Source organism: Protaetiibacter sp. SSC-01 (assembly GCF_014483895.1).
Taxonomy (GTDB): Bacteria; Actinomycetota; Actinomycetes; order Actinomycetales; family Microbacteriaceae; genus Homoserinibacter.
In genome coordinates, this window is record NZ_CP059987.1 from 1,415,379 (window position 1) to 1,439,217 (window position 23,839).

Consider the following 23,839-nt stretch of genomic DNA (forward strand, 5'->3'; position numbering starts at 1 on the left):
TTCCGAGTGCGGGGCGCCGTCAAGGGCACCGCTTGCGAGCACCTGCCGTGCGACCTCCGCACGGCGGGACCTCTCAGCGTCCGTGTACTCGTCGGGCATGCAGCCCACGATACGACCACACGCCGACCTCTCCCGACCCAGGGGGAGCGTCGTGCGTTCCGCGGACGCCCGCCGTGAGCAGCCGGCGGTGGGGGCCGTGCGCCTCGTGAACTTGCCCGCCGGCTGGGAGCGGTGTGGCGCTCCGGGAGCGCGCAGAGCGTCCCCACCCTCGCCTGCGCGGCCGCTCTGGCGGGTTATCCGCCACTTATCCGCTATATATACGGCGGACGAGCGCGATACACCGACGAGCAATGAGAGGTCTCGCGGGTGGACTACGCTGGAAAACCACCGGTTCACCTGGGATTTTGCAGGTCTCGATCAACGATGACAGGTGTCGAGAACACTCCGAGAGATTAGGGATGTTTATCGATAGGTTCTTGGTTCGAGTCCAAGCCGGGGAGCAGAATCCCAGGTCAGGCCCCGGTTTTCGGGGCCTTTCCCATGTGCACCGCCGCTCGGGTGCAGCGCGGGGTCGTCGTTCGCTCGACATCGGGCCCCGTGCGGCACGCCGAGTCGTATGCGCGCGGGCTGCCAGTACGGTGGATGCGCACGTCCGTGCAGACGTCTCCTGATTCGTGCGACCGAGGCGACACCCGTGACGAATGTCCAGATCAGTTTCGATCTCGGGTATCTCGAGCTCATCGGACGCCCGGAAGCAGACGACGCGAGCGAGCCCGCGCCGACGAGCATGGCCGGGCTGATCGCCTCGCGAAGGGGCGGCGTCCGGCTCGCGACAGGCGCGTGGCTCGGCATCGCCGACGTCGGCGTCACGGTCGCCGGCGAGCGGCCCGAGTCGGTCGAGGCAGGTTGGGATGTCGACGGCGAGTGCTCGACCGAGTTCACGACCGTCGAGCTCGTCCTCTGTCACCCGTCTCGCGAGGAGATGGTCGCCATCCGCGAGAGGCTGGGTCGGACGGGCTGGCATCGGGTGCGCGCACACGCCAGGAGGCGAGGTGACGACGTCGATGGGGTCGCGCTTCGTTCCGCTGAGGAGCGGTACCACCTCGTGATCTGGCCATCCGCGGGCGACGAGCCCCCCGCGCTGCTGATCGGAGAACCTGTCGTTCCTCGCCCGGCGCCGACGACGCCTCTCCGAACACGCACGCGCGTCGGTTCCGAACCCGATGACGCGGCCCGGCCGCTCAGCGAGTCGGAGCGTGCTGATCTCAAGACGGCGAGCGTGGCGCGGCTGCGCGAGGAGATCGACGCGCTCGACGAGCAGATCGCCCGGCTCGCTGCGCGGAAGCGCTCCCTTCGCCAGCTCGTCGCGATGCTCGAGGCGGGAGAGCCCCCGCGCTCGTGACGTCCGGAGTACTCCCATGGGAGTACCCCGCCCCCGACCCTCGGCGGATCCACGCGCCCACGGCCGCCGCGTAGCATGTCGCCATGCCCGGGCCGCACACGCATGCCGACGGCCCTCGTCGGGGCGGCGGACCCTGGGCGCTCGGAGAGAGCGATGGACGTCGGCCGGGCGGATCGCCCGCCCTGCGGCTGTGGATCCCCGTCATCCTGAGCGCTCTCGTGCAACTAGCGGGCGTCGCCGCCCTGCTGCGGTTCGGCCACCATCCGCCGGGCGTCGCGGCCCTCACGGTCGCGCTCGCCCTCGCGGGTCCTGCGGCGCTCATCGGCGCGCGGCGGTTCCCCGGACCGATCGTCGTCATCACGGCCGTGCTCGCGGTCGCCACGATGGCCTTCGGCGCGCTCGGGGGCCCCATCCCGCTCGCCTTCGCGTTCGCCCTCGCGGGTGCCGTCGTGCGCGGCGCACGCGTCTGGGCATGGGCCTCGCTCGCGGGCGCGTGGCTCGTCGTGCTCGTGCTGTCGCTCACCCTCGAGCAGCTCGCGTGGCCGCCGCCGCGCGTCATCGGCACCGCGCTCGGTCTCGTCATCGCGATCGGCTTCGGCGAGATGCTCGCGGCCCGACGTCAGCGGATGGCGGCGTTCCGCGCCGCCGCGGCCCGCCGCCGCCAGACCGCCGCGGAGGAGGAGCGGATGCGCATCGCACGCGAGCTGCACGACGTGCTCGCGCACTCCCTCAGCCAGATCAACGTGCAGGCCGGCGTCGGCCTCCATCTCGCCGACACGCAGCCCGGCAAGGCCGTCGAGGCGCTCGCCTCGATCAAGCAGGCGAGCAAGACGGCGCTCGACGACGTGCGCGCCGTGCTCGGCGTGCTGCGCGAGGACGGCGAGGCGCCTCGCGCACCCCAGCCCGATGCCGCGCGCATCGCCGATCTCGTCGCCGCGACCGACGTCCCCGGGGCCGAGGTCGTGCTCGACGACGGTCTCGAGGGCGAGCTGCCCTCACCCGTCGGGGCCGCGGCCTACCGCATCGTGCAGGAGGGCCTCACGAACGTCGCACGCCACGGCGCCGACGTCACGCGCGTCGAGGTGCGGCTCTCGCCCGAACCGGGCGGCATCCGCGTCGAGGTCGCCGACGACGGGCGCGCCGCATCCGTCGTCCCCGGCCGCGGGCTCACGGGGATGCGGGAGCGCGTCGAGCAGCTCGGCGGCGCGTTCGAGCTCGTGCCGGGCGAGGGCCTGACCGTGCGCGCGCATCTGCCGACGACCGCCTCGACGGGGGAGGAGCGCCCGTGATCCGCGTCGCGATCGCCGACGACCAGCAGCTCATCCGCGCGGGCTTCCGCAGCCTGCTCGCGGCCGAGCCCGACCTGCTCGTCGTGGGCGAGGCGGCGACGGGCCGCGAAGCGGTGTCGCTCGCGAAGCGCGAGCGCCCCGACGTCATGCTCATGGACATCCGGATGCCGGACGGCGACGGCCTGTGGGCCACGGAGCGCATCGTGTCCGACCCCGCCCTCGCCGGTGTGCACGTCGTCGTCGTGACGACGTTCGAGCTCGACGAGTACGTCGCGCAGGCGATTCGCGCGGGCGCGAGCGGCTTCCTCGTGAAGGACACCGAACCCGTCGAGCTCATCCGCGCCGTGCACGTCGTCGCGGCGGGCGACGCTCTCCTGAGCCCGAGCGTCACTCGCACGCTGCTCTCGCGCGTCGCAAGCGGCCTGAGCGCCCCGCCCGACACGGCGCGTCTCGCAGACCTCACCGAACGAGAGCGCGAGGTGCTCGCCCTCGTCGGTCACGGCCTCACGAACGAGGAGATCGGCGCGCGCCTGTTCCTGAGTCCGCTCACCGCGAAGACGCACGTGTCCCGCATCATGTCGAAGCTCGCAGCGCGCGACCGCGTGCAGCTCGTCATCGTCGCCTACGACACAGGCCTCGTCACCCCCGGCTCCTGAACCTGCGGAATGCTCCCGGGGGAGTAGGCACACGACGCCCTCGGGCGGATCCGCGGATGCGCGCGTGCGACGAGCCTGAGATCGCCGGCTCATCCGGGTCGGCGACGAAAGGAGACCCGACATGTTCACGACCATCGCCCTCGCCGGCGCCGTCGCACATCCCGGATGGGGGTGGGGCCCGGGGTTCTGGATCGTGCCCGCCGTCTTCTGGCTGCTCTTCATCGGCCTCATCGTGACGTTCATCGTCACGCGTCGCCGCCGCTGGCGTCAGGCCGGGTGGAGCGGCCCGTGGGGACAGGGCCCGTGGGGACAGGGCCCGTGGGGACAGGGCCCGTGGGGTCCCGGCGGCCCGTGGGCAGCGGCGCAGGCCGCGAAGAGCGCCGAGGCGGTGCTCGCCGAGCGTTTCGCGCGCGGCGACATCGAGGAGGTCGAGTACCGCGCCCGCCTCGAGGTGCTGCGCAGCCAGCAGCCGCAGCCGCCGACCGACTGAGGCTCCACGCCGCCGTCCGCTCCCACGGGGGCCGCGTCTCAGACGCGGCCCCCGTTCCACTACCATCGTGACGGCGCGACAAGCCTGCGGATCGCGCGCGACAGGAGGACGACGTGGACGCCTGGCTCGACGCGAACGCGACGTCCCTCGTCGTGATCCTCGCGGTCGCAGCCGCCGTGCTGCTGCTCATCGTGCTCGTGCTGATCGTGCTGTGGCTGCGCGCGCGACGCGGCGCCAGGCTCGCCGCGCGTGAGCGCGCTGCCGCGGAGCGCGACCGTCTCGATCTCGAGCTCACGCTCGCCGAGCAGGGCGGGCGGCTCCGGATGGTGCGCGAGCTTCACGAGGTCGCCATCCGCGCCCTCACGGTCATCATCGCGCAGGCCGAGGGCGCTCGATCGGCGGCCGCTCAGGACCCCGCCGTCGCCGCCCGCACCGCCGGCACGATCGCCGACTCGGCGCGCGCCGTCGTCGCCGACCTGCGCCGGGTCACGGATGTCGCCCTCGACGCCGAGAACGAGGCCGGTCCCGCGCCGGAGCTCTCGAGCGTCCAGGAGCTCGTCGACGCCACCCGCGCCGAGGGCATCGAGGTCGAGCTCGTCGAGAACGGTGAGCCGCACGCGCTCCGCGAGGGCGCCGAGGTCGCGGTGCTCCGCATTCTGCAGGAGGCGCTCGCCAACGCCGTCGCCCACGGCGGCCGGGGAACCCACGTGCGGGTCACGCTCGGCTGGACCGACGACGGCCTGCAGCTGCTCGTCGAGGACGATGGGGCGCGCGCGGCGGCGATCCGTGACGGCCTCGACCCGTACGAGGAGGCCCAGAAGCAGGGCTACACGGTCGAGGACGACCTCGCCGCGCTCACCCAGACGCCCGCCGGTCGCGGCATCACCGAGATGCGCGAGCGCGCCGAGCTCTTCGGCGGCGTCTTCGACGCGCATCGCGTCGCGGGCGTCGGCTTCACGGTGCAGGCGGTGTTCCCCGCGCTGCGCTTCCACAACGCGGTCGACGAGACGAGCCCGGGGCACCGGTGACCGACGCAGCACCACCCGCGCGGAGCCGCTCCGACGCGACGGGCGCCGCCGTACGCGCCGCGCTGAGCGTCGGCATCGCCGTCTCCGCCTACGGCGTCTCGTTCGGCGCCCTCGCCGTCGCGTCGGGCCTCGACGTCTGGCAGGCGTGCGTGCTGAGCCTCTTCATGTTCTCGGGCGGGTCGCAGTTCGCCCTCGTCGGCGTCATCGCCTCGGGCGGCGCCGCGGCGGGACCGGCCGCGATTGCGAGCGCGACCCTGCTCGGCATCCGCAACGGCCTGTACTCGATGCGGATGTCGCCCGTCGTCGGCGGGCCCTGGTGGCGTCGCGTGCTCGCCGCGCAGTGGACGATCGACGAGTCGACCGCCGTCGCGAGCGCCCAGCCGACGTTGCGCGGTCAGCGCGTGGGCTTCTGGGTGACGGGCGCCGTCATCTACGTCGGCTGGAACCTCACGACGCTGCTCGGCGCCCTCCTCGGCGACCTCGTGGGCGACGTGCGCCAGTACGGGCTCGACGCCGCCGCAGCGGCCGCGTTCCTCGGGCTCCTGTGGCCACGGCTCACCGCCCGCCAGCCGGTCGCCGTCGCCGTCGCCGCCGCCGTCATCGCCGCAGTGCTCGTCCCGGTGCTCCCGGCGGGGCTGCCCGTGCTCGTCGCCGCCGTCGTCGCGATCGTCGTGGGTGTCACGAACGTGCTCGGGAGGCGATCCGCGTGACCGTGTGGCACGTCATCCTGCTCGCGTCGATCGCGGTGTTCGCGCTCAAGCTCGTGGGCTATCTCGTGCCGCCGAGCCTGCTCGAGCGGCCCACGCCCGCGCGCGTCGCCAACCTGCTGACGGTCGCGCTCCTCGCGGCGCTCACGGCGACGCAGACCCTCGAGTCCGCAGGCGGCATCGTGCTCGACGCACGCGTGCCGGCCGTCGTGCTCGCCGCCGCGCTCTACGCGCTGCGTGTGCCGTTCATCGTCGTCGTCATCGCGGCCGCGGCACTCGCCGCCCTCGTCCGCCTGCTCGGCTGGATGCCCTGACGACGCGAGGACGCGGCGAGCGGATGCGTCACGCGATCGCGCCGGGACGCAGGAACTCGCGCTCGTGGTACAGCAGCGCGTCGTCGGGCTCGCCGAGCCCGCCATCCTCGATCTGCACGACGACGACGGCGTTGTCGTGCACGGGGTAGCGGCCGACGATCCGGCCGAGCATCCACGCCGGCACATCGCGCAGCAGGGGGAGGCTGAGCGGGCCGGGCTCCCAGTGGTCGCCGTCGAAGCGTCGATCGTGGTCGCCCGCGAGCTTCGCACCGACGGCCCGGTTGCGCGCGCCGAGGATGTGCACGATCACGTGGTCGGTCTGCTCGATCGCGGGCCACGTGCTCGCGACGCGCGCCATGTTGAAGGTCGCGAGGGGCGGCACGGCGGCGAGCGACGCGAGCGAGGTCGCCGTGAAGCCCACGGGTCGGCCGTCGGGCGTTCGGGCCGTGATCGCCGAGACGCCCGCGGCGAGCCGGCGGAACGCGAGCTTGAAGGCGGAGAGGTCGTCGACGATCCGGGGCTCGCTGCTGTCTTCCATCGTCACTTTCAACTGCTCTCGGCGTCCGGGCATTCCGGCTGCACCTACCATTGTCTCGCGATGATCCAGACCCTCGACCTCCGTGGCACCCGTCCGACCCGCGCCGAGCTCGGCGCCCTCATCCCGCGTGCCCGGGTCGACGTCTCCGTCGCGACGGAGGCCGCGCAGACCCTCATCGAGGACGTCCGCGAGCGCGGTTCCGAGGCGCTCCTCGAGCAGTCGGAGCGCTTCGACCGCGTGCGGCCCGCGCGCCTCCGGGTCTCGGCCGACGAGATCGCCGCCGCCGTCGAGTCGCTCGACCCGCGGGTGCGCGCGGCGATCGAGGAGTCCATCGGGCGCGTGCGCCTCGCATCCGCCGCCCAGGTGCCGGCGCCCGCGGTCACCGAGCTCGGTCCGGATGCGCGCATCGAGCAGCGCTGGCAGCCCGTGCGCCGCGCGGGCTTCTATGTGCCCGGCGGCAAGGCCGTCTACCCGTCGAGCGTCATCATGAACGTCGTCCCGGCGCAGGTCGCGGGCGTCTCGTCCGTCGTGCTCGCCTCGCCGCCGCAGGCCGAGTTCGGCGGCTCGGTGCACCCGACGATCCTCGCCGCCGCGGGCCTTCTGGGGGTCGCCGACGTGTTCGCGATGGGCGGCGCCGGTGCGATCGGCGCGTTCGCGTACGGGGTGCCGGATGCGGGCCTCGAGGCCGTCGACGTCGTCACCGGTCCCGGCAACGTCTTCGTCGCGGCCGCGAAGCGCCTCGTGCGCGGTGTCGTCGGCATCGACGCCGAGGCCGGCCCGACCGAGATCCTCGTGATCGCCGACGGCTCGGCCGACCCGGCGCTCGTCGCGGCCGACCTCCTGAGCCAGGCCGAGCACGACGAGCTCGCCGCCGCGATCCTCGTGACGGATGCGCCCGCCCTCGCCGAGGCCGTCGCCGCCGAACTCGATCGTCAGCTCGCAGGCACGACGCACCGCGAACGCGCCGCGGCGGCGCTCGACGGCCCGCAGTCGGCCGTCGTGCTCGTCGACGACCTCGCGGCCGCCGCCGAGTTCAGCAACCTCTACGGCCCCGAGCATCTCGAGATCCAGACGTCCGACGACGACGCCGTGCTCGCCGACATCAGCGACGCCGGCGCGATCTTCCTCGGCGCGTTCTCGCCCGTGAGTGTCGGCGACTACCTCGCGGGTTCCAACCACGTGCTGCCGACCGGCGGGCAGGCGCGCTTCTCCTCGGGCCTCGGCGCCGCGACGTTCCTGCGACCGCAGCAGGTCGTCCGGTACGGGCGCGAGGGGCTCTCGGAGGTCGCCGAGCGGCTGCGCGCCTTCAGCGACGCCGAGCAGCTCCCCGCCCACGGCGACGCGGTCGACATCCGTTTCCGGGGTCAGCCCATCTGAGCATCGCTTCCGAGCCGCGCAGCTGCGCGCGGGATACCCTGGACTCGATGTTCTGCCCCTTCTGCCGTCACCCCGACAGCCGCGTCATCGACTCACGGACGAGCGACGACGGGCTGTCGATCCGCCGACGCCGCCAGTGCCCCGAGTGCGGGCGGCGGTTCTCGACGACCGAGACCGCGAGCCTCAACGTCATCAAGCGCTCGGGCATCGTCGAGCCGTTCAGCCGCGAGAAGATCGTGTCGGGTGTGCGCAAGGCCTGCCAGGGCCGCCCGGTGAGCGACGCTGACCTCGCCCTCCTCGCGCAGCGCGTCGAGGAGACGATCCGCGCCACGGGCGTCGCGCAGATCGACGCGAACGACATCGGCCTCGCGATCCTGCCGCCGCTGCGCGAGCTCGACGAGGTCGCGTACCTGCGCTTCGCGAGCGTCTACCAGGCGTTCGACTCGCTCGACGACTTCGAGTCGGCCATCACCCTGCTGCGCTTCGAGCACGAGCAGGCCGCCGCCCGCACGGCCGAGGCCGGCGACACCGCGCCGGCCGCCGCCGACTGAGCCGCTAGCCTGGGGGCGGCATGTACCGTCTCCTCTTCCGGCTCGTCCTGTCGCGTTTCGACCCCGAGACCGCCCACCACCTCGCGTTCGTCGTCATCCGCGTGCTCGGATGGCCCGTCCTGCGGTCGATCACGCGTGCGCTCACGAAGCCGGATGCGTCGCTCGCCGTGCGCGCGCTCGGGCTCGAGTTCCCGACGCCCTTCGGGCTCGCGGCGGGCTTCGACAAGGAGGCGCGCGGCATCGCTGGCCTCGGTGCACTCGGCTTCGGCCACGTCGAGGTCGGCACGATCACTGCGCAGGCGCAACCCGGCAACCCGCGGCCGCGTCTGTTCCGGCTCATCCCCGACCGCGCGGTCGTCAACCGCATGGGGTTCAACAACGCCGGCGCCGTCGCGTGCGCGCCCCGCATCGAGCGCGCCCGCCGCGCCCGCATCCGTCCCGTCATCGGCGTCAACATCGGCAAGACGAAGGTCGTCCCGGTCGAGCACGCCGTGGCCGACTACCTCGAGAGCACGCGACTGCTCGCGCCGCACGCCGACTACCTCGTCGTCAACGTGAGCTCGCCCAACACGCCCGGGCTGCGCGGTCTCCAGGAACTCGACCGGCTCGAGCCGCTGCTCACGAGCGTGCGCGACGCGGCCGGGGGAGTGCCCGTGCTCGTGAAGATCGCACCCGATCTCACCGATGAGCAGGCCCTCCGCATCGCGGAGCTCGTCGTCCGCATCGGTCTCGCCGGCATCGTGGCGACCAACACGACCCTCTCGCGCGAGGGACTCACGACGGATGCCGCGGTCGTCGCCGCCGCGGGGGAGGGCGGCCTCTCGGGGGCACCCCTCGCGGCCCGCTCGCTCGAGGTGCTGCGACTGCTGCGCGCGGCCGTGGGACCCGAGCTGTGCCTCGTCTCGGTCGGCGGCGTCACGACGGCCGCCGACGTGCGCGAGCGGCTCGACGCGGGTGCGACGCTCGTGCAGGGGTACACGGCGTTCCTCTACGAGGGGCCGTTCTGGGCGCGCGCGATCAACCGCGGGCTGCGCCGCGCGGCCTGACGCCCGTGGGACGCGCGATCAGGCGGGGAACTCGCCGCGCTTGACCTGCGGCTTCGGCAGACGCAGCGGGCGCAGCTGGGCGGCGCGCATCGCCGCGTACCAGCCGACCTTCTCGACCTTGTCGGCGCCGAACTTCGCGGCGAGCTTCTTGCGCAGCGTGCGCGCGAGGAAGATGCAGTCGATCACGACGATGAGCAGGAAGCCCCACACGGCGGCGAGCGCGTAGATCGCCACGTACTCGTTGGGGATGAAGTAGGTGAGGATGACCAGCACCATGAGGGGCAGCAGGATCTCGCCCACGTTCCAGCGGGCGTCGACGTAGTCGCGCACGAACTTCTTCTGCGGTCCCTTGTCGCGCAGGGGCAGGAACCGCTCCTCGCCCCGCTCCATGCCGAGGCGCGCACGGTCGCGCTGCGCGTTGAGCTCGGCGCGCGAGGCCTGGCGGGCCGCCTTGCGGTCGTCCGGCACGAGCGGGCGCTTGCGCGCGGCCTCGCGCTCCTTGCGGGTCGGCGTGGGGCGTCCCTTGCCGAGCGCGCCGTCGACCTCCGAGCTCTCGGGAGTGGGCGTCGCGTCGTCGGGGGTCTTCTTGGGCACGGGATTCCTCGCTGGTCGGGAGACTTAAGATTACCTGCATGGCTGAGACCGACCCGTCGACCGTGTCCGCATCCACCCCCCGAGCCGAGGAGCTGCGCGAAGCGGTCGCGGCGGGGCTGCCCGCGGCGATCGCCGACCTGTCGGGTCTCGTGCGCATCCCGTCGGTCTCGTGGGACGGCTTCGACTTCGCCCACGTGCGCGCGAGCGCCGAACGCGTCGCCGAGCTCGCGCGTGAGCTGGGCGTCTTCGAGGCTGTCGACGTCGTGCAGCTGCCGGTCTCCGAGCCCGGCTCCGACGCCCTCGGGCAGCCGGCCGTCGTCGCGACGCGCAAGGCCCGGAACGGCAAGCCCACGATCCTGCTCTACGCCCACCACGACGTGCAGCCCCCGGGCGACGAGGCGAACTGGGACTCGAAGCCCTTCGAACCCACCCTGCGCGGAGACCGCCTCTACGGTCGCGGCGCCGCCGACGACAAGGCCGGCGTCGTCGCCCACATCGCCGCCATCCGCGCCTACCAGCAGGTGCTCGGCGACCCCGAGATCGGGCTCGTGCTCTACGCCGAGGGGGAGGAGGAGTTCGGCTCCCGCTCGATCTCGACCTTCCTCGAGCACTACAAGGACACCTTCGACGCCGACGTCATCGTCGTCGCGGACTCGGGCAACTGGTCGAAGGAGATCCCCGCCATCACCGTCGGGCTCCGGGGTGCGTGCGCCTTCAACCTCCGCATCACGACGCTCGAGCACGCCTCGCACTCCGGCATGTTCGGGGGAGCGGTGCCGGATGCCATGCTCGCGGCCGTGCGCCTGCTCTCGACGCTCTGGAACGAGGACGGCTCCGTGGCCGTCGCGGGTCTCACCTCGCGCGACGCCGAGACGCCCGAGTACGACGAGGCGCAGCTGCGCGAGGAGACGGGTCTCCTGCCCGGCGCGACCCCCATCGGCCACGGTGAGATCATCTCCCGGATCTGGAACCAGCCGTCGATCACCCTCACGGGCATCGACGCGCCGAGCGTCAAGGACGCCTCCAACACGCTCGTCCCGACCGTGCGCGTGCGCATCAGCGCCCGCGTGGCCCCGGGCCAGCGCGCCGAGGAGGCCTACGAGGCGATCATGGCCCACCTGCGCGCCAACACGCCGTTCGGGGCGGAGCTCGAGGTCGACGGCCTCGACCTCGGCCAGCCGTTCCTCGTCGACACGAGCGGATGGGCGGTCGCGGATGCCAAGGCCGTCCTCGAGGAGGCCTTCGGCAACGAGACGGTCGAGATGGGCGTCGGCGGGTCTATCCCGTTCATCGCCGAGCTCGCGGAGCGGTTCCCGAACGCGCAGATCCTCGTGACGGGGGTCGAAGACCCCGACTCGCGCGCGCACAGCCCGAACGAGTCGGTGCACCTCCCGAGCTTCGAGAAGGCCATCCTCGGCGAGGCCCTGCTCCTCGCGCGCCTCGCGTCGCGGTGACCAGCGGGTTCCCGGAGTCAGCGGATACAATCGCGACATGACCGACACGCTCGAGACGACCCACGGGGTCTCCCTCTCCGACACCGCCGCGCAGAAGGTGCGGTCGCTCCTCGAGCAGGAGGGCCGTGACGACCTGCGCCTTCGCGTCGCCGTGCAGCCGGGCGGCTGCTCTGGCCTCATCTACCAGCTCTACTTCGACGAGCGCCTCCTCGACGGAGACGCCACGCGCGACTTCGACGGCGTCGAGGTCGTGGTCGACCAGATGAGCGTCCCGTACCTCGACGGCGCCTCGATCGACTTCGAGGACACGATCTACAAGCAGGGCTTCACGATCGACAACCCGAACGCGCAGGGCAGCTGCGCGTGCGGAGACTCCTTCCACTGAGATTTCCACATCGCCCCCGTACGGGGCACCGGACACGAGCCGTCCTCCGCAAGGAGGGCGGCTCGTTCGGCTATAGACTGAGTATCGAATCACCACGTCGAAAGTCCGAGAGGTTCCAGGTGCGATCCAACCGCCCACAGCGTTCACGACTCGCCCGCTGGGCGGTTGTCCCGATCGGCCTCGCCGTCGCGGTCATCCTCGCCGGCTGCACGCAGGAGCAGCTCAACGGCTACCTGCCCGGCGGCGCAGGCACGACCAACCACACCGACAACGTCATCGGGCTCTGGGTGACCTCGTGGGTCGTCCTGCTCGGCGTCGGCGTCGTCACGTGGGGCCTCGCCCTGTGGGCGGCCATCGTCTACCGCCGCCGCAAGGGCCAGACGGGCCTCCCGGTGCAGCTGCGCTACAACATGCCGATCGAGATCTTCTACACGATCGTGCCGTTCATCCTCATCATCGGCTTCTTCGCCTTCACGGCGCGTGAGCAGGCTGCCATCGAGAACGACCCGGGCAACCCGGATGTGCGCATCGAGGCGTTCGGAAAGCGCTGGTCGTGGGACTTCAACTACCTCAACGAGGAGGTGTACACGAAGGGCGTCCAGGGCCAGCCGAGCCGCACGGGCGAGCTCGACGAGGACACCCTCCCCGCGCTCTACCTGCCGGTCGGCCAGAAGGTCGAGATCCAGCTCGAGTCGCGTGACGTCGCCCACTCCTTCTGGGTCATCGACTTCCTCTACAAGAAGGACATGATCCCGGCGAAGTCCAACTACATGTACTTCACGCCCCTCAAGGAGGGCGTGTTCCGGGGCAAGTGCGCCGAGCTCTGCGGTGAGTACCACGCGGACATGCTCTTCACGGTGCACGTCGTGTCCCAGGCGGAATACGAGGCCCACATCGAGGAGCTCCGTGCCGCCGGCAACGAGGGCCGACTCGGACCCGAGTACAACGTGAACCAGAACCTGCCGGGCAACGGCGAGTCCAGCGAGAACGAGGACTGATCCCGATGACGACCACGGCTCCGGCCCCCGGCCAGACCACGACGCAGACGCGCACCGTCGCGCCCGCGAAGCCGACCCGCAAGGGCAACACCATCGTCAAGTGGCTCACCACCACCGACCACAAGACGATCGGCTACCTGTACCTCATCACCTCGTTCGTCTTCTTCTGCATCGGCGGCGTGCTCGCGCTCGTCATCCGTGTCGAGCTCTTCACGCCCGGCGTCGACGTGCTGCCCACGAACGAGGCGTACAACCAGCTGTTCACGATGCACGGCACGATCATGCTGCTCATGTTCGCGACCCCGCTCTTCGCGGGTTTCGCGAACGCGATCATGCCGCTGCAGATCGGGGCCCCGGACGTCGCGTTCCCGCGTCTGAACGCCTTCGCGTACTGGCTCTTCAGCTTCGGATCGCTCATCGCGATCGGCGGGTTCCTCACGCCTCAGGGCGCCGCGGGCTTCGGGTGGACGGCCTACACGCCGCTCTCGACCACGACCTTCTCGCCGGGCATCGGCGGCAATCTCTGGGTCTTCGGCCTCGCGCTCTCGGGCTTCGGCACGATCCTCGGTGCGGTCAACTTCATCACGACGATCATCACGATGCGCGCCCCCGGCATGACCATGTGGCGCATGCCGGTGTTCACCTGGAACATCCTCGTGACGTCGATCCTCGTGCTGCTCGCCTTCCCGGTGCTCGCCGGCGGCCTCTTCGCCCTCGGTGTGGACCGCGTCTTCGGTGCTCACCTGCTCGACCCCGCCAACGGCGGCACGATCCTGTGGCAGCACCTGTTCTGGTTCTTCGGCCACCCCGAGGTCTACATCATCGCGCTGCCGTTCTTCGGCATCGTCTCCGAGGTCTTCCCGGTGTTCAGCCGCAAGCCGATCTTCGGATACAAGACCCTCATCTTCGCGACCATCGCGATCGCTGCCCTCTCCGTCACGGTGTGGGCCCACCACATGTACGTCACGGGCTCCGTGCTGCTGCCGTGGTTCGCGCTCATGACGATGCTCATCGCGGTGCCGACGGGCGTGAAGATCTTCAACTGGATCGGCACGATGTGGCGCGGCTCGGTGACCTTCGAGACCCCGATGATCTGGGCCCTCGGCTTCCTCGTGACCTTCGTCTTCGGCGGTCTCACGGGCGTCATCCTCGCCTCGCCGCCGCTCGACTTCCACGTGTCCGACTCGTACTTCGTGGTCGCGCACTTCCACTACGTGGTGTTCGGAACCGTCGTCTTCGCGATGTTCTCCGGCTTCTACTTCTGGTGGCCCAAGTGGACGGGCAAGATGCTCGACGAGCGCCTCGGCAAGATCCACTTCTGGCTGCTGTTCATCGGCTTCCACACGACCTTCCTCATCCAGCACTGGCTCGGTGTCGAGGGCATGCCGCGCCGCTACGCGGGCTACCTCGCGGGCGAGGGCTTCACGTGGGAGAACCAGCTCTCGACGATCGGCTCCGCGATCCTCGCGGTCTCGATGATCCCGTTCTTCCTGAACGTCTGGATCACGGCGCGCAAGGCTCCCAAGGTGACCGTCGACGACCCGTGGGGCAACTCGCGCTCGCTCGAGTGGGCCACCTCGTGCCCGCCGCCCCGCCACAACTTCACGTCGATCCCGCGCATCCGCTCCGAGTCGCCGGCGTTCGACCTGCACCACCCCGACACGGTGCAGGTGGGCATCGGGCCCGCCAAGGACGCCCCGGACCGCCCGGTCGTCGACGTCGCCGATGGAGAGGTGAAGTAGCGCCATGCGCACCAATGCGAACCTGATGTGGATCCTGGGGGTCTTCTTCCTCCTGGCCGCTGCCGCGTACACGATCTGGGTCGGCATCACCGTCGAGTGGGACCTCAACAAGTTCGAGTGGGTCGGCACTGTCGCGATGACGCTCTCGGCGATCCTCGCGTTCTTCCTCGCGTTCTACCTCGGGCGTACGCACAAGGCGCAGGGCGGCGAGCTCGCGCAGGACACGCTGACCGCCGACATCGACGACGACGACCCCGAGCTCGGGCACTTCAGCCCGTGGAGCTGGTGGCCGCTCGCGCTCGCGTTCGGCCTCGCGTTCGTGTTCACCGGACTCGCTGTCGGCCCGTGGGTGTCGTTCATCGGCGGCCCGATCGTGCTCATCGCGATCGTCGGCTGGAACTACGAGTACTACCGGAACCACTTCGCCCGCTGATGACGGTGCGTGAGGCCCGCCCGGGCGACGAGGATGCGATCTTCGGCCTCGTCCAGCAGCTCGGCCACGCCTTCCCTCCGGACCGCGCAGCGTTCGACGCGACGATCGCGTCGTACCTCGCGGGGGAGCACCCCTCGGTGTTGCTCTACGTCGTCGACGACGATGAGGGCATCCGCGGCTACGCGCTGACGACCATCGTGCCGCTGCTGTCCACCAACGGTCCGTCGGCGCAGCTGCAGGAGATCGTGGTCGCAGCGGATGCCCGTGGTCACGACTACGGCACGAAGCTCGTGAAGGCCGTCGAGGCCGAGTGCGAGCGCCGTGGGGTCACACAGCTGACCGTCGCGAGCCGTCGTGCAGGCGGGTTCTACGACCGACTCGGCTTCCACGAGTCGGCGGAGTACATGCGCCGCTTCTTCTGACGCCGGCACCGTAGTGAGCCCAGGAGGGCCGCGTCAGAACGGCCGTCCGTTGTTGGACATGCTCGTCATCTGACCGGCTGTCGCCTCCTCGTGCAGCTTGACGCTCTTGAGCGCCTCCGCGCGGTCCCTCGGGTCGATGTGCTGCTTCGCGGCGCGCTTGTGCATGACGATCGTGCCGGCCATCCAGCCGGCGAGCCCCAGCACGGTCACGCCGAGGCCGAGCACGAGTGAGAAGGTCATGTCTCGTCTCCCTACGGGCGGCGCACAGACGTCATCTTGCCGGCCGCCGCGGCCTCGTGGAGACTCTTCGACTGCAGGGCGGCCGCGCGGTCGGCCGGCGGCACGAAGGTCTCGCCCGCATCGCGCTCACGACGACGCACGAGCACCGAGATCGCGATCCAGGCGCCGATCGCGACGATCGGGAAAGCGACTCCGATGATGAGCGTGAACTCCATGTGTCATTCTCCCACGGGGGAGCGGTCGCACGCGAGAGGGGCGGCACCTTTCGGCGCCGCCCCTCTCGTACCGAGCGGACTCAGTGGTGGTCGTGCTTCGAGGCTTCGAGCTCGGAGCGCGTCACCGGGGCGATGCGGTCCTCGAAGAACCAGCGCGACAGCACACCGCGGATGCGGCTGGCCACCGTGATCTTGCCCTTTGCGTTCGGGCGCACCATGAGCGGCGCGTAGTCGTCGTAGCTCACGAGACGCCAGCGCTCGTAGTCGGAGAGCTGCTCGTGCACCTCGATGTACTCGCCGCCCGGCAGGCGCACGATACGACCCGACTCGAAGCCGTGCAGCGCGATCTCGCGGTCCTTCTTCTGGAGCGAGAGGGCGATGCGCTTCGTGAGGAAGTACGCCGCGATGGGGGCGAGGATGAGCGCGAACTGCAGCACGTGCGTCACGCCCTCGATCGAGAGCCTGAAGTGCGTAGCGATGAGGTCCGAGCTCGCCGCCGCCCACATGACCGCGTAGAAGGTGACGCCTGCGGCGCCGATCGCGGTGCGGGTCGGGGCGTTGCGGGGGCGGTCGGCGATGTGGTGCTCGCGCTTGTCGCCCGTGATGAACGCCTCGATGAACGGGTACAGGGCCACGAGGATGATGAACAGCACCAGAACCGCGATGGGGATCAGGATGTACATCGTGAACGTGAAACCCCACAGCTCGAACTCGAGGTGCGGCGGGATGAGTCGCAGCATGCCGTCCGCGAAGCCGATGTACCAGTCGGGCTGGGTGCCGGCGGAGACGGGCGACGGGTCGTACGGGCCGTAGTTCCAGATCGGGTTGATCGTCACCGTCGAGGCGACGAGCATGATGACGCCGAAGACGATGAAGAAGAAGCCGCCGGCCTTGGCCGCGAACACCGGCATGATCGGCACGCCGACGACGTTGCCCTCGGTGCGACCCGGTGCCGCGAACTGCGTGTGCTTGTTCACGACGAGCAGGATCATGTGCACGCCGATCGCCGCGACGACGAGCGCCGGCAGCAGCAGGATGTGCAGCGTGTAGAGGCGTCCGACGATCGCCTCGCCCGGGAACTCGCCGCCGAACAGCAGGTACGAGATCCAGGTGCCGACGATCGGCACGCCCTTGACCATGCCGTCGATGATGCGGAGACCGTTGCCCGAGAGCAGGTCGTCGGGGAGCGAGTAGCCCGTGAAGCCCTCGCCCATGGCGAGCACGAAGAGCACGAAGCCGACGACCCAGTTGATCTCGCGCGGCTTGCGGAACGCGCCCGTGAAGAACACGCGCAGCATGTGCAGGCCGATCGAGGCCACGAAGAGCAGGGCCGCCCAGTGGTGCACCTGGCGCATGAGAAGGCCGCCGCGCACGTCGAAGGAGATGTCGAGGGTCGAGGCCATGGCGGCCGACATCTCGACGCCCTTGAGCGTGGGGTAGGAGCCCTCGTAGATGACCGGGGTCATCGACGCCTGGAAGAAGAACGTCAGGAACGTTCCCGAGAGCAGGATGACGATGAAGCTGTAGAGCGCGACCTCGCCGAGCATGAACGACCAGTGGTCGGGGAAGATCTTGCGACCGAGCTCCTTGACGAGGCCCGACATGCTCGTGCGGTCCTCGATGTAGTTCGCGCCCCAGTTGACGAAGCGCATGCCCTTGCCCGGTGCAGGGCGGGCCTCGGTCGTCTCCGCGGTGGACGTGGCGGTGGCGGTCACAGCGAACGCTCCCAGAAGCTCGGGCCGACGGGCTCCTGGAAGTCGCTGCGCGCGATCAGGTAGCCTTCCTCGTCGACGGTGATGGGCAGCTGCGGCAGCGGGCGCTTGGCCGGGCCGAAGATGACGGCGGCCTCACGCGTGATGTCGAACTGCGACTGGTGGCAGGGGCACAGCAGGTGGTGGGTCTGCTGCTCGTACAGGGCGACGGGGCAGCCGACGTGCGTGCAGATCTTGGAGTACGCGACGATCCCGCGGAAGTTCCAGTCCTCGCGGCCCTCGGAGACCTGGAGGTCCTCGGGCTTGAGGCGCATGAGCAGCACGGCCGCCTTGGCCTTCTCCTCGAGCGGGTGCGACGACTCGTGCAGGTTCTCGGGGATGACGTGGAAGACCGAGCCGAGCGTCACATCCGACGCCTTGATCGGGATGCCGTTGGGGTCGCGCGCGAGGCGGACGCCCTTCTCCCACAGGGTGTGCTTGAGGAGCTTCACGGGGTCTTCGGCGGGGGCGAAGTCGCGGAAGATGACGATCGCCGACAGCGGGGCGAGCGCGAGCGCGCCGAAGAGGCTGTTGCGGATGAGCTTGCGTCGCGTGAAGCCGGACTCCTTGTTGCCGAGCGTGAAGATCTCGGCGGCGCGCGCGATCGTCTCGGGCTTACCGCGGGTCTCGTGGCGCTCCTCGACGAGGTCGTGGCCGTCCATGAGCGACTTCGACCAGTGCACCGCGCCGAAGCCGATGCCGAGCAGGCCGAGCGTGAAGCCGAGGCCGAGGAGCAGGTTGTTCACCCGCACGGACTCGATGTCGCCCTCGTGGATGGGGAACACGATGTACGCGACGACCGCGAACACGCTTCCCACCATCGAGGCGAGGAACAGCCAGAAGATGCGCCGCTCGTTCTGGCGCTCCTTCACCGGGTCGATGTCGGAGACGCGCGGACGGAACGGCGGGAATCCCGGGTTCTCGACGCGGTCATCCGTGACGACGCCGACGCCCGCGGGCAGAGGCGCGCTCTCGTGCCTCTCGACTGCGGTGCCGGTTTCGGCCCCGTCGGTCCCTGCCATGCGCTTCCCTTCCTGTGCTTCCGTGCTCACGCGTCAGTTCGACTTCGCGGTGAGCCAGACGGTGATCGCCACGATCCCGCCGAGGGCGAAGATCCAGACGAACAGACCCTCCGAGACCGGTCCGAGGCTTCCGAGGTCGTAGCCGCCGGGCGAGGGGTTGTTCTCGAGGTACTTGAGGTACGTGATGATCGCCGACTTGTCTTCGGGCGTGATGTTGGCGTCGTTGAACACCGGCATGTTCTGCGGGCCGGTGATCATCGCCTCGTAGATGTGCTTGGCGCTCACGCCCATGAGGCCCGGGGCGAACTTGCCCTGGGTGAGCGCGCCGCCCGCGCCGGCCACGTTGTGGCACATGGCGCAGTTGATGCGGAAGAGCTCGGCGCCCGCCGCGAGGTCGCCGTCGCCCTGCAGGTAGCGCTCGTCGGGGATCGACGGGCCGGGGCCGAGGGATGCGACCCACGCCGCGAGCGCGGCGATCTGGGGCTCCGTGAACTGGATCGGCTTCTCTTCGGCCTGCGGGCCGTTGGCGGCCATGGGCATCCGGCCCGTGCCGACCTGGAAGTCGACGGCGGCGGCGCCGACGCCGATGAGCGACGGGGCGTCCTCGGTGCCCTCGGCCTGGAGGCCGTGGCAGCTCGCGCAGTTGGCGGCGAAGAGCTTCTCGCCCTCCTCCGTGAGCTTGGTCACCTGCGTCTCGCTCGCGGCGCCCGCGGAGGAGCCCGCGGTGAACGCCGTGTAGGCGCCGCCGGTCGCGAGGAGACCGATGAGCAGGAGGGCACCCGATGCGAGCGGGGAACGCCGTCCGGCGCGGCGGGAACGTGAGTTGTGAGCGGTAGTCGCCATGATCGTGGAGTGGATCCGTTCTGCCGGGCTATCTGAGGACGTAGATGACGAGGAACAGACCGATCCAGACGACATCGACGAAGTGCCAGTAGTAGGACACGACGATCGCGCTCGTCGCCTCCTTGTGCGTGAATCGCTTGACCGCGTAGGTGCGGCCGATCACGAGGAGGAAGGCGATGAGGCCTCCCGTCACGTGCAGGCCGTGGAAACCGGTCGCGAAGTAGAAGACCGAGCCGTAGGAGTCGGATGCGAGGCCCACGTGCTCGGAGACGAGCATGCCGTACTCGAAGATCTGGCCCGTGACGAAGACCGCGCCGAGGGCGTAGCTGAGGAAGAACCACTCGACCATGCCCCACTTGGTGAGGGCCAGGATGCCGCCCGTGCGCTTCGGCTGCATGCGCTCGGCGGCGAAGACGCCGAACTGCGCCGTGAACGACGACGCCACGAGGATGATCGTGTTGACGAGCGAGAACGGGATGTTCAGCTTCGCGGTCTGATCGGCCCACAGCTCGGGCGAGACGGCCCGCAGCGAGAAGTAGACGGCGAACAGGCCAGCGAAGAACATGACCTCGCTGCCGAGCCACACGATGGTGCCCACGGCGACGGTGTTCGGCCGATGGATGACCGGTGTGCTCGGGGCGCTGACGGCAGAGGAAGTGGTCACCTGACCATTATGGCCGATATCGCTCACGGCGAATTCACACCCGGGGGCCTGTCGCGCATCCATCCCCGGATTGGGGACATCGGCGACTCGCTACGATCGTCGCCATGCCCACCGAACTGACCTGGCCCGCCGTGCTCACCGAGCTCCTCGCAGGGGGAGACCTCTCGATCGCCGAGGCCGAGTGGGCGATGGGCCAGATCATGTCGGGCGACGCGACCCCCGCGCAGATCGCGGCCTTCCTCATCGCGCTGCGCGCGAAGGGCGAGACCGTCGACGAGATCGTCGGCTTCCGCGACGCGATCCTCGCGGCGGCGAAGCCGCTCCCCGTCGACCCCATGGGGCTCGACATCGTGGGCACAGGCGGCGACCGCTTCGGCACCGTCAACGTCTCGTCGATGTCGTCGTTCGTGTGCGCCGCCGCGGGGGTGCCGGTCGTGAAGCACGGCAACCGCGCGGCGAGCTCCGCATCCGGCTCGTCCGACACGCTCGCGGCGCTCGGCGCCGATCTGCTCATCGAGCCCGAGCGCGTCGCGAAGGTGCTCGAGGAGACGGGCCTCACGTTCGTGTTCGCCTCGCACTTCCACCCGGGGTTCAAGAACGCGGGTCCCGTGCGGGCGGAGCTCGGCATCCCGACGGTCTTCAACTTCCTCGGCCCGCTCTGCAACCCCGCGCGCCCCGAGGCCTCGGCCGTCGGTGTCGCGAACCTCGACAAGGTGCCGCTCATCACGGGCGTGTTCCAGACGCGCGGCGCGACGGCGCTCGTCTTCCGCGGCGACGACGGGCTCGACGAGCTCACGACGACCGGTCACAGCCACGTCTGGGAGGTGTCGCGTGGCGCCGTCGACGAGCACGACATCGACCCCGCCGACCTCGGCCTCCCGCGCGCGTCGATCGACGAGCTGCGCGGCGGCGACCCCGCGACGAACGCCGCGATCGCACGACGCGTGCTCGCGGGGGAGACGGGCCCCGTGCGCGACATCGTGCTGCTCAACGCCGCGGCCGGCCTCGTGTCGTGGGACCTCGCGCTCGACCACACGAAGGGTCAGGAGGACATCCGCTCGCGGTTCCGCGAGAAGATCGCCGTCGCCGCGTCGGTCATCGACTCGGGTGCGGCGATCGCGAAGGTCGACGAGTGGGTGGCGGCGACGCGCGCCTGATCGTCGACGCGGCTCACAGCCGCACGACGTCGTCGGGGCCGAACTCCGCGACCGTGCGATGGCCCGAGAGGCCGAGCACGAGATCCGTCTCCGCGAGGATGTCGCGCAGCACCTGACGAGCGCCGTCCTCGCCCGAGATCGCGAGTCCGTAGACCCACGCGCGTCCGACGCCCACGGCCGTCGCGCCGAGCGCGAGAGCCCGCACGACATCCGCTCCTCCCCGTACACCGGAGTCGAGCAGCACGGGGAGGCGGCCCTCGACCGCCTCGACGACACCCGGCAGCGCGTCGAGCGAGCCGATGGCGCCGTCGACCTGCCGCCCGCCGTGGGTCGAGACCATGACGGCGTCGACGCCCGAGTCGACCGCGCGCCGCGCGTCGTCGGGATGCTGGATGCCCTTGAGCACGATCGGCAGGCGCGTGCGCTCCCGCAGGAACGGCAGGTCGGCCCAGCTGAGCGACGGGCGCGAGAAGACGTCGAGGAAGGTCTCGACCGCCACCCGGGGTTCGCCCGTGCGGAGGTTCTGCCAGAACGGGCCGGGGTACCGCCGCGTCATCTCCACGAGCGTGCGGATCGCGGCGGGCGTGACGCGCGGCCGAGGGGCATTTGAGGTCCGCGACATCCGGGCGCGCACGAGCTCCCGGAAGACGGGGTCCGAGGTGTACTGCGCGATGCCCATGCCGCGGATGAAGGGCAGGAATGCGCGGTCGAGGTCGCGCGGGCGCCAGCCGAGCATGCCCGTGTCGAGCGTCACGAGGATCGCCTCGGCGCCCGCCGCCTCGGCCCGGCTCACGAAGCTCTCGACGAGGGCGTCCTCGCTCGACCAGTACAGCTGGAACCACCACGGGCCCGCGCCGTCGGCCGCGATGCGCTCCATGGGCTGCGAGGCCTGGCTCGACACGATGCTCGTGATGCCGAGCGAGCCGGCGGCACGCGCGATCGCGAGGTCCGCATCCGGGTCGACGAGCTCGAGCACGCCGATCGCCGAGGTCAGGAGGGGTGTCGGGTGCCGCCTCCCGAAGAGCTCGATCGAGAGGTCGCGCTCGGCGACGTCGCGCAGCATCCGCGGCACGAGCCGCCAGGCGTCGAAGGCGTCGTAGTTCGCCTCGGCCGTCGACTCGCGACCCGCAGCGCCCGCGACGTAGGCCCACGCATCCTGCGACATCGTGCGCTCGGCGGCGCCGACGAGGGCCGCCCATCCGGTCGGGACGGCGGGTCGCGTGCCGGATGCGCCTGCGCGGAAGATCTCGGACTGCCGGGCGCGGCCCGGGGCGGGGGAGCGGACCTCGTCGTCCATGTGTGCGTCTCCTGTGGTGATGGGTGTCGCTAGGCCTGCCCGTGCGCTGCGCGGGCCCGCCGCGACAGCGAGTCGATGATGACAGCGAGCAGGAGCACGCCGCCCGTGATCATGTAGCGGATCGAGGAGTCGAGATTGAGCAGGGTGAGGCCGTTCGAGATGGACTGGATGACGGCGATTCCGAGCAGTGCGCTCCACGCGGAGCCGCGGCCGCCGAAGAGGCTCGTGCCGCCGATGACGGCGGCGGCGATCGCGACGAGGTTCGTGTCGCCCGCGCCCGAGTTGAGGTTGACGGACATGAGTCGCCCCGCCGCGAGCAGACCGCCGACCGCAGCGAACGTCGAGCACAGCACGAAGACGGAGATGTAGACGCGGTCGACGCGGATGCCGGCGCGGCGCGCGGCCTCGACGGAGCCTCCGACGGCGTACACCTCGCGCCCCCACCGGGTGCGCGTGAGCACGACGTGCATGACCGCGACGAGCACGATGAAGAAGACGAACATGACGCCGACGCCGCGGTTCGTCGCGAGGTAGGCCACGGCGAGGGCGCACAGGGCGAAGAGGCCTCCCGCCTTCGCGGCCTGCCATCCGAGAGGCGAGGTCGTGAGGCCCGCGCGGAGGCGCCGGCGCCGGCGCAGCACGGCCGCGGTGAAGATGCCGCCCGCCCAGAGCGCGGCGAGCAGGTAGGCGACCCACGGCGGCAGGAACCAGCTCGTCGCGAAGAGCACGATGGGCGAGTCGGCCGGGAGGTTGATCGACCCGTTCGGACCGAGCACCTTGAGCTGGAGGCCGAGCACGCCGAGGAGGCCGGCGAGCGTGATGATGAAGCTCGGCACGCCGAAGCGCGTGAAGAGCACGCCGTAGAGGAGCCCGACGGCGGCGCCGGCCGCGACGGCGGAGACGATCGCGAGCGCGAGCGGCCAGCCGAGCTGCGTGAGCCCCACCCCGAGGATCGCCGCCGAGAGGCCGCTCACCGAGCCGACGGAGAGGTCGATCTGTCCGAGCAGGAGCACGAGCACGACGCCGATCGCGATCGTGCCCGTCGCGGCGCACTGGAGCGTGAGGTTCACGAGGTTGTCGGCCGAGAGGAAGCTCGGGTTCATGACCTGGAACGCGGCCCAGATGACGACGAGCCCGACGATGACGGGGAGAGACCCGAGGTTTCCCGTGAGCCGGGAGCGCGCGTCGTCGACGAGGCTCGTGACGCGCGCACGCATGCCGGGC

General features: G+C 70.7%; 27 protein-coding genes. 17 read left to right on the forward strand and 10 right to left on the reverse strand.

Features of this window, described 5'->3' with window-relative positions:
* Window positions 1-694 precede the first annotated feature (694 nt).
* From H4J02_RS06680 to H4J02_RS06710, 7 genes are all read left to right on the forward strand, one after another.
* Entirely contained in the window at window positions 695-1,402 is a 708-nt protein-coding gene (locus H4J02_RS06680; RefSeq protein ID WP_187676294.1) for a hypothetical protein, read from the forward strand.
* An 83-nt stretch (window positions 1,403-1,485) separates the two neighbouring features.
* Window positions 1,486-2,691, forward strand: coding sequence for a sensor histidine kinase (locus H4J02_RS06685; RefSeq protein WP_187676295.1), 1,206 nt, complete (start codon window positions 1,486-1,488; stop codon window positions 2,689-2,691).
* Window positions 2,688-3,347 carry a response regulator transcription factor gene (locus H4J02_RS06690; protein WP_187676296.1) on the forward strand — a complete coding sequence of 220 codons (660 nt, stop codon included), beginning with the start codon at window positions 2,688-2,690 and terminating at the stop codon, window positions 3,345-3,347. Before H4J02_RS06685 ends, H4J02_RS06690 begins: the two co-directional genes overlap by 4 nt.
* Window positions 3,348-3,468: 121 nt before the next feature.
* Complete coding sequence (locus H4J02_RS06695; RefSeq protein WP_187676297.1) at window positions 3,469-3,837, forward strand: hypothetical protein; 369 nt, start codon at window positions 3,469-3,471, stop codon at window positions 3,835-3,837.
* 113 nt (window positions 3,838-3,950) lie between these two features.
* Window positions 3,951-4,865 carry a sensor histidine kinase gene (locus H4J02_RS06700; protein ID WP_187676298.1) on the forward strand — a complete coding sequence of 305 codons (915 nt, stop codon included), beginning with the start codon at window positions 3,951-3,953 and terminating at the stop codon, window positions 4,863-4,865.
* Complete coding sequence (locus H4J02_RS06705) at window positions 4,862-5,575, forward strand: AzlC family ABC transporter permease (RefSeq protein WP_187676299.1); 714 nt, start codon at window positions 4,862-4,864, stop codon at window positions 5,573-5,575. The genes H4J02_RS06700 and H4J02_RS06705 overlap by 4 nt, the downstream gene beginning before the upstream one ends.
* Window positions 5,572-5,886 carry an AzlD domain-containing protein gene (locus H4J02_RS06710; RefSeq protein ID WP_187676300.1) on the forward strand — a complete coding sequence of 105 codons (315 nt, stop codon included), beginning with the start codon at window positions 5,572-5,574 and terminating at the stop codon, window positions 5,884-5,886. Before H4J02_RS06705 ends, H4J02_RS06710 begins: the two co-directional genes overlap by 4 nt.
* Window positions 5,887-5,914: 28 nt before the next feature.
* Here the strand turns inward: H4J02_RS06710 and H4J02_RS06715 are convergent, their stop codons facing one another.
* On the reverse strand, window positions 5,915-6,424 hold the full coding sequence (locus H4J02_RS06715) for a flavin reductase family protein (RefSeq protein WP_187676301.1): 510 nt from the start codon (window positions 6,422-6,424) through the stop codon (window positions 5,915-5,917).
* Between the two features lie 60 nt (window positions 6,425-6,484).
* Here H4J02_RS06715 and hisD point away from each other — a divergent pair, with 60 nt between their 5' ends.
* Genes hisD through H4J02_RS06730 form a run of 3 tightly spaced genes read left to right on the forward strand, consistent with a single transcriptional unit; the run spans window position 6,485 to window position 9,398 of the window.
* The gene (gene hisD / locus H4J02_RS06720; protein WP_187676302.1) at window positions 6,485-7,801 is read left to right on the forward strand and encodes a histidinol dehydrogenase; all 1,317 of its coding nucleotides are present in this window, start codon (window positions 6,485-6,487) and stop codon (window positions 7,799-7,801) included.
* 47 nt (window positions 7,802-7,848) lie between these two features.
* On the forward strand, window positions 7,849-8,352 hold the full coding sequence (gene nrdR / locus H4J02_RS06725; protein WP_187676303.1) for a transcriptional regulator NrdR: 504 nt from the start codon (window positions 7,849-7,851) through the stop codon (window positions 8,350-8,352).
* 20 nt (window positions 8,353-8,372) lie between these two features.
* Window positions 8,373-9,398 carry a quinone-dependent dihydroorotate dehydrogenase gene (locus H4J02_RS06730; RefSeq protein ID WP_187676304.1) on the forward strand — a complete coding sequence of 342 codons (1,026 nt, stop codon included), beginning with the start codon at window positions 8,373-8,375 and terminating at the stop codon, window positions 9,396-9,398.
* An 18-nt stretch (window positions 9,399-9,416) separates the two neighbouring features.
* On the opposite strand, the gene H4J02_RS06735 is transcribed toward H4J02_RS06730, so the two are convergent.
* Window positions 9,417-9,992 carry a DUF3043 domain-containing protein gene (locus H4J02_RS06735; protein WP_187676305.1) on the reverse strand — a complete coding sequence of 192 codons (576 nt, stop codon included), beginning with the start codon at window positions 9,990-9,992 and terminating at the stop codon, window positions 9,417-9,419.
* Between the two features lie 38 nt (window positions 9,993-10,030).
* On the opposite strand from H4J02_RS06735, the gene H4J02_RS06740 reads away from it, so the two are divergent.
* From H4J02_RS06740 to H4J02_RS06765, 6 genes are all read left to right on the forward strand, one after another.
* The gene (locus tag H4J02_RS06740; protein ID WP_187676306.1) at window positions 10,031-11,446 is read left to right on the forward strand and encodes a dipeptidase; all 1,416 of its coding nucleotides are present in this window, start codon (window positions 10,031-10,033) and stop codon (window positions 11,444-11,446) included.
* Between the two features lie 37 nt (window positions 11,447-11,483).
* Window positions 11,484-11,831 carry an iron-sulfur cluster assembly accessory protein gene (locus tag H4J02_RS06745; protein ID WP_187676307.1) on the forward strand — a complete coding sequence of 116 codons (348 nt, stop codon included), beginning with the start codon at window positions 11,484-11,486 and terminating at the stop codon, window positions 11,829-11,831.
* A 119-nt stretch (window positions 11,832-11,950) separates the two neighbouring features.
* The gene (gene coxB, locus H4J02_RS06750) at window positions 11,951-12,829 is read left to right on the forward strand and encodes a cytochrome c oxidase subunit II (protein ID WP_262406255.1); all 879 of its coding nucleotides are present in this window, start codon (window positions 11,951-11,953) and stop codon (window positions 12,827-12,829) included.
* A gap of 5 nt (window positions 12,830-12,834) precedes the next feature.
* Window positions 12,835-14,571, forward strand: a complete 1,737-nt coding sequence (ctaD, locus tag H4J02_RS06755; RefSeq protein ID WP_187676308.1) for a cytochrome c oxidase subunit I — start codon at window positions 12,835-12,837, stop codon at window positions 14,569-14,571.
* A gap of 4 nt (window positions 14,572-14,575) precedes the next feature.
* Window positions 14,576-15,004 (forward strand): cytochrome c oxidase subunit 4, encoded by a 429-nt coding sequence (locus H4J02_RS06760; protein ID WP_187676309.1) that lies wholly within the window; start codon window positions 14,576-14,578, stop codon window positions 15,002-15,004.
* Window positions 15,004-15,426, forward strand: coding sequence for a GNAT family N-acetyltransferase (locus tag H4J02_RS06765; RefSeq protein ID WP_187676310.1), 423 nt, complete (start codon window positions 15,004-15,006; stop codon window positions 15,424-15,426). Before H4J02_RS06760 ends, H4J02_RS06765 begins: the two co-directional genes overlap by 1 nt.
* A gap of 33 nt (window positions 15,427-15,459) precedes the next feature.
* On the opposite strand, the gene H4J02_RS06770 is transcribed toward H4J02_RS06765, so the two are convergent.
* The 6 genes from H4J02_RS06770 to H4J02_RS06795 all read right to left on the reverse strand — a co-directional run bounded on the left by H4J02_RS06770 (window position 15,460) and on the right by H4J02_RS06795 (window position 20,161).
* Complete coding sequence (locus tag H4J02_RS06770; RefSeq protein ID WP_187676311.1) at window positions 15,460-15,666, reverse strand: hypothetical protein; 207 nt, start codon at window positions 15,664-15,666, stop codon at window positions 15,460-15,462.
* 11 nt (window positions 15,667-15,677) lie between these two features.
* The gene (locus tag H4J02_RS06775; RefSeq protein ID WP_187676312.1) at window positions 15,678-15,881 is read right to left on the reverse strand and encodes a hypothetical protein; all 204 of its coding nucleotides are present in this window, start codon (window positions 15,879-15,881) and stop codon (window positions 15,678-15,680) included.
* An 80-nt stretch (window positions 15,882-15,961) separates the two neighbouring features.
* Complete coding sequence (locus H4J02_RS06780) at window positions 15,962-17,596, reverse strand: cytochrome bc complex cytochrome b subunit (protein ID WP_397420158.1); 1,635 nt, start codon at window positions 17,594-17,596, stop codon at window positions 15,962-15,964.
* Complete coding sequence (locus tag H4J02_RS06785) at window positions 17,593-18,654, reverse strand: ubiquinol-cytochrome c reductase iron-sulfur subunit (protein ID WP_187676313.1); 1,062 nt, start codon at window positions 18,652-18,654, stop codon at window positions 17,593-17,595. Before H4J02_RS06785 ends, H4J02_RS06780 begins: the two co-directional genes overlap by 4 nt.
* A 33-nt stretch (window positions 18,655-18,687) precedes the next feature.
* Window positions 18,688-19,497 carry a c-type cytochrome gene (locus H4J02_RS06790; protein WP_187676314.1) on the reverse strand — a complete coding sequence of 270 codons (810 nt, stop codon included), beginning with the start codon at window positions 19,495-19,497 and terminating at the stop codon, window positions 18,688-18,690.
* 28 nt (window positions 19,498-19,525) lie between these two features.
* A complete protein-coding gene (locus H4J02_RS06795; protein ID WP_262406256.1) occupies window positions 19,526-20,161 on the reverse strand; it encodes a heme-copper oxidase subunit III in 636 nt (211 codons plus the stop codon).
* 104 nt (window positions 20,162-20,265) lie between these two features.
* On the opposite strand from H4J02_RS06795, the gene trpD reads away from it, so the two are divergent.
* Window positions 20,266-21,318: an anthranilate phosphoribosyltransferase gene (gene trpD / locus H4J02_RS06800; protein WP_187676316.1), complete on the forward strand. Its 1,053-nt coding sequence runs from the start codon at window positions 20,266-20,268 to the stop codon at window positions 21,316-21,318.
* 13 nt (window positions 21,319-21,331) lie between these two features.
* Here trpD and H4J02_RS06805 read toward each other — a convergent pair whose 3' ends face one another.
* Both H4J02_RS06805 and H4J02_RS06810 read right to left on the reverse strand, forming a co-directional pair.
* The gene (locus tag H4J02_RS06805) at window positions 21,332-22,615 is read right to left on the reverse strand and encodes an alpha-hydroxy-acid oxidizing protein (RefSeq protein ID WP_187676317.1); all 1,284 of its coding nucleotides are present in this window, start codon (window positions 22,613-22,615) and stop codon (window positions 21,332-21,334) included.
* Between the two features lie 29 nt (window positions 22,616-22,644).
* On the reverse strand, window positions 22,645-23,832 hold the full coding sequence (locus tag H4J02_RS06810; protein ID WP_397420160.1) for a sugar ABC transporter permease: 1,188 nt from the start codon (window positions 23,830-23,832) through the stop codon (window positions 22,645-22,647).
* Window positions 23,833-23,839: the final 7 nt, after the last annotated feature.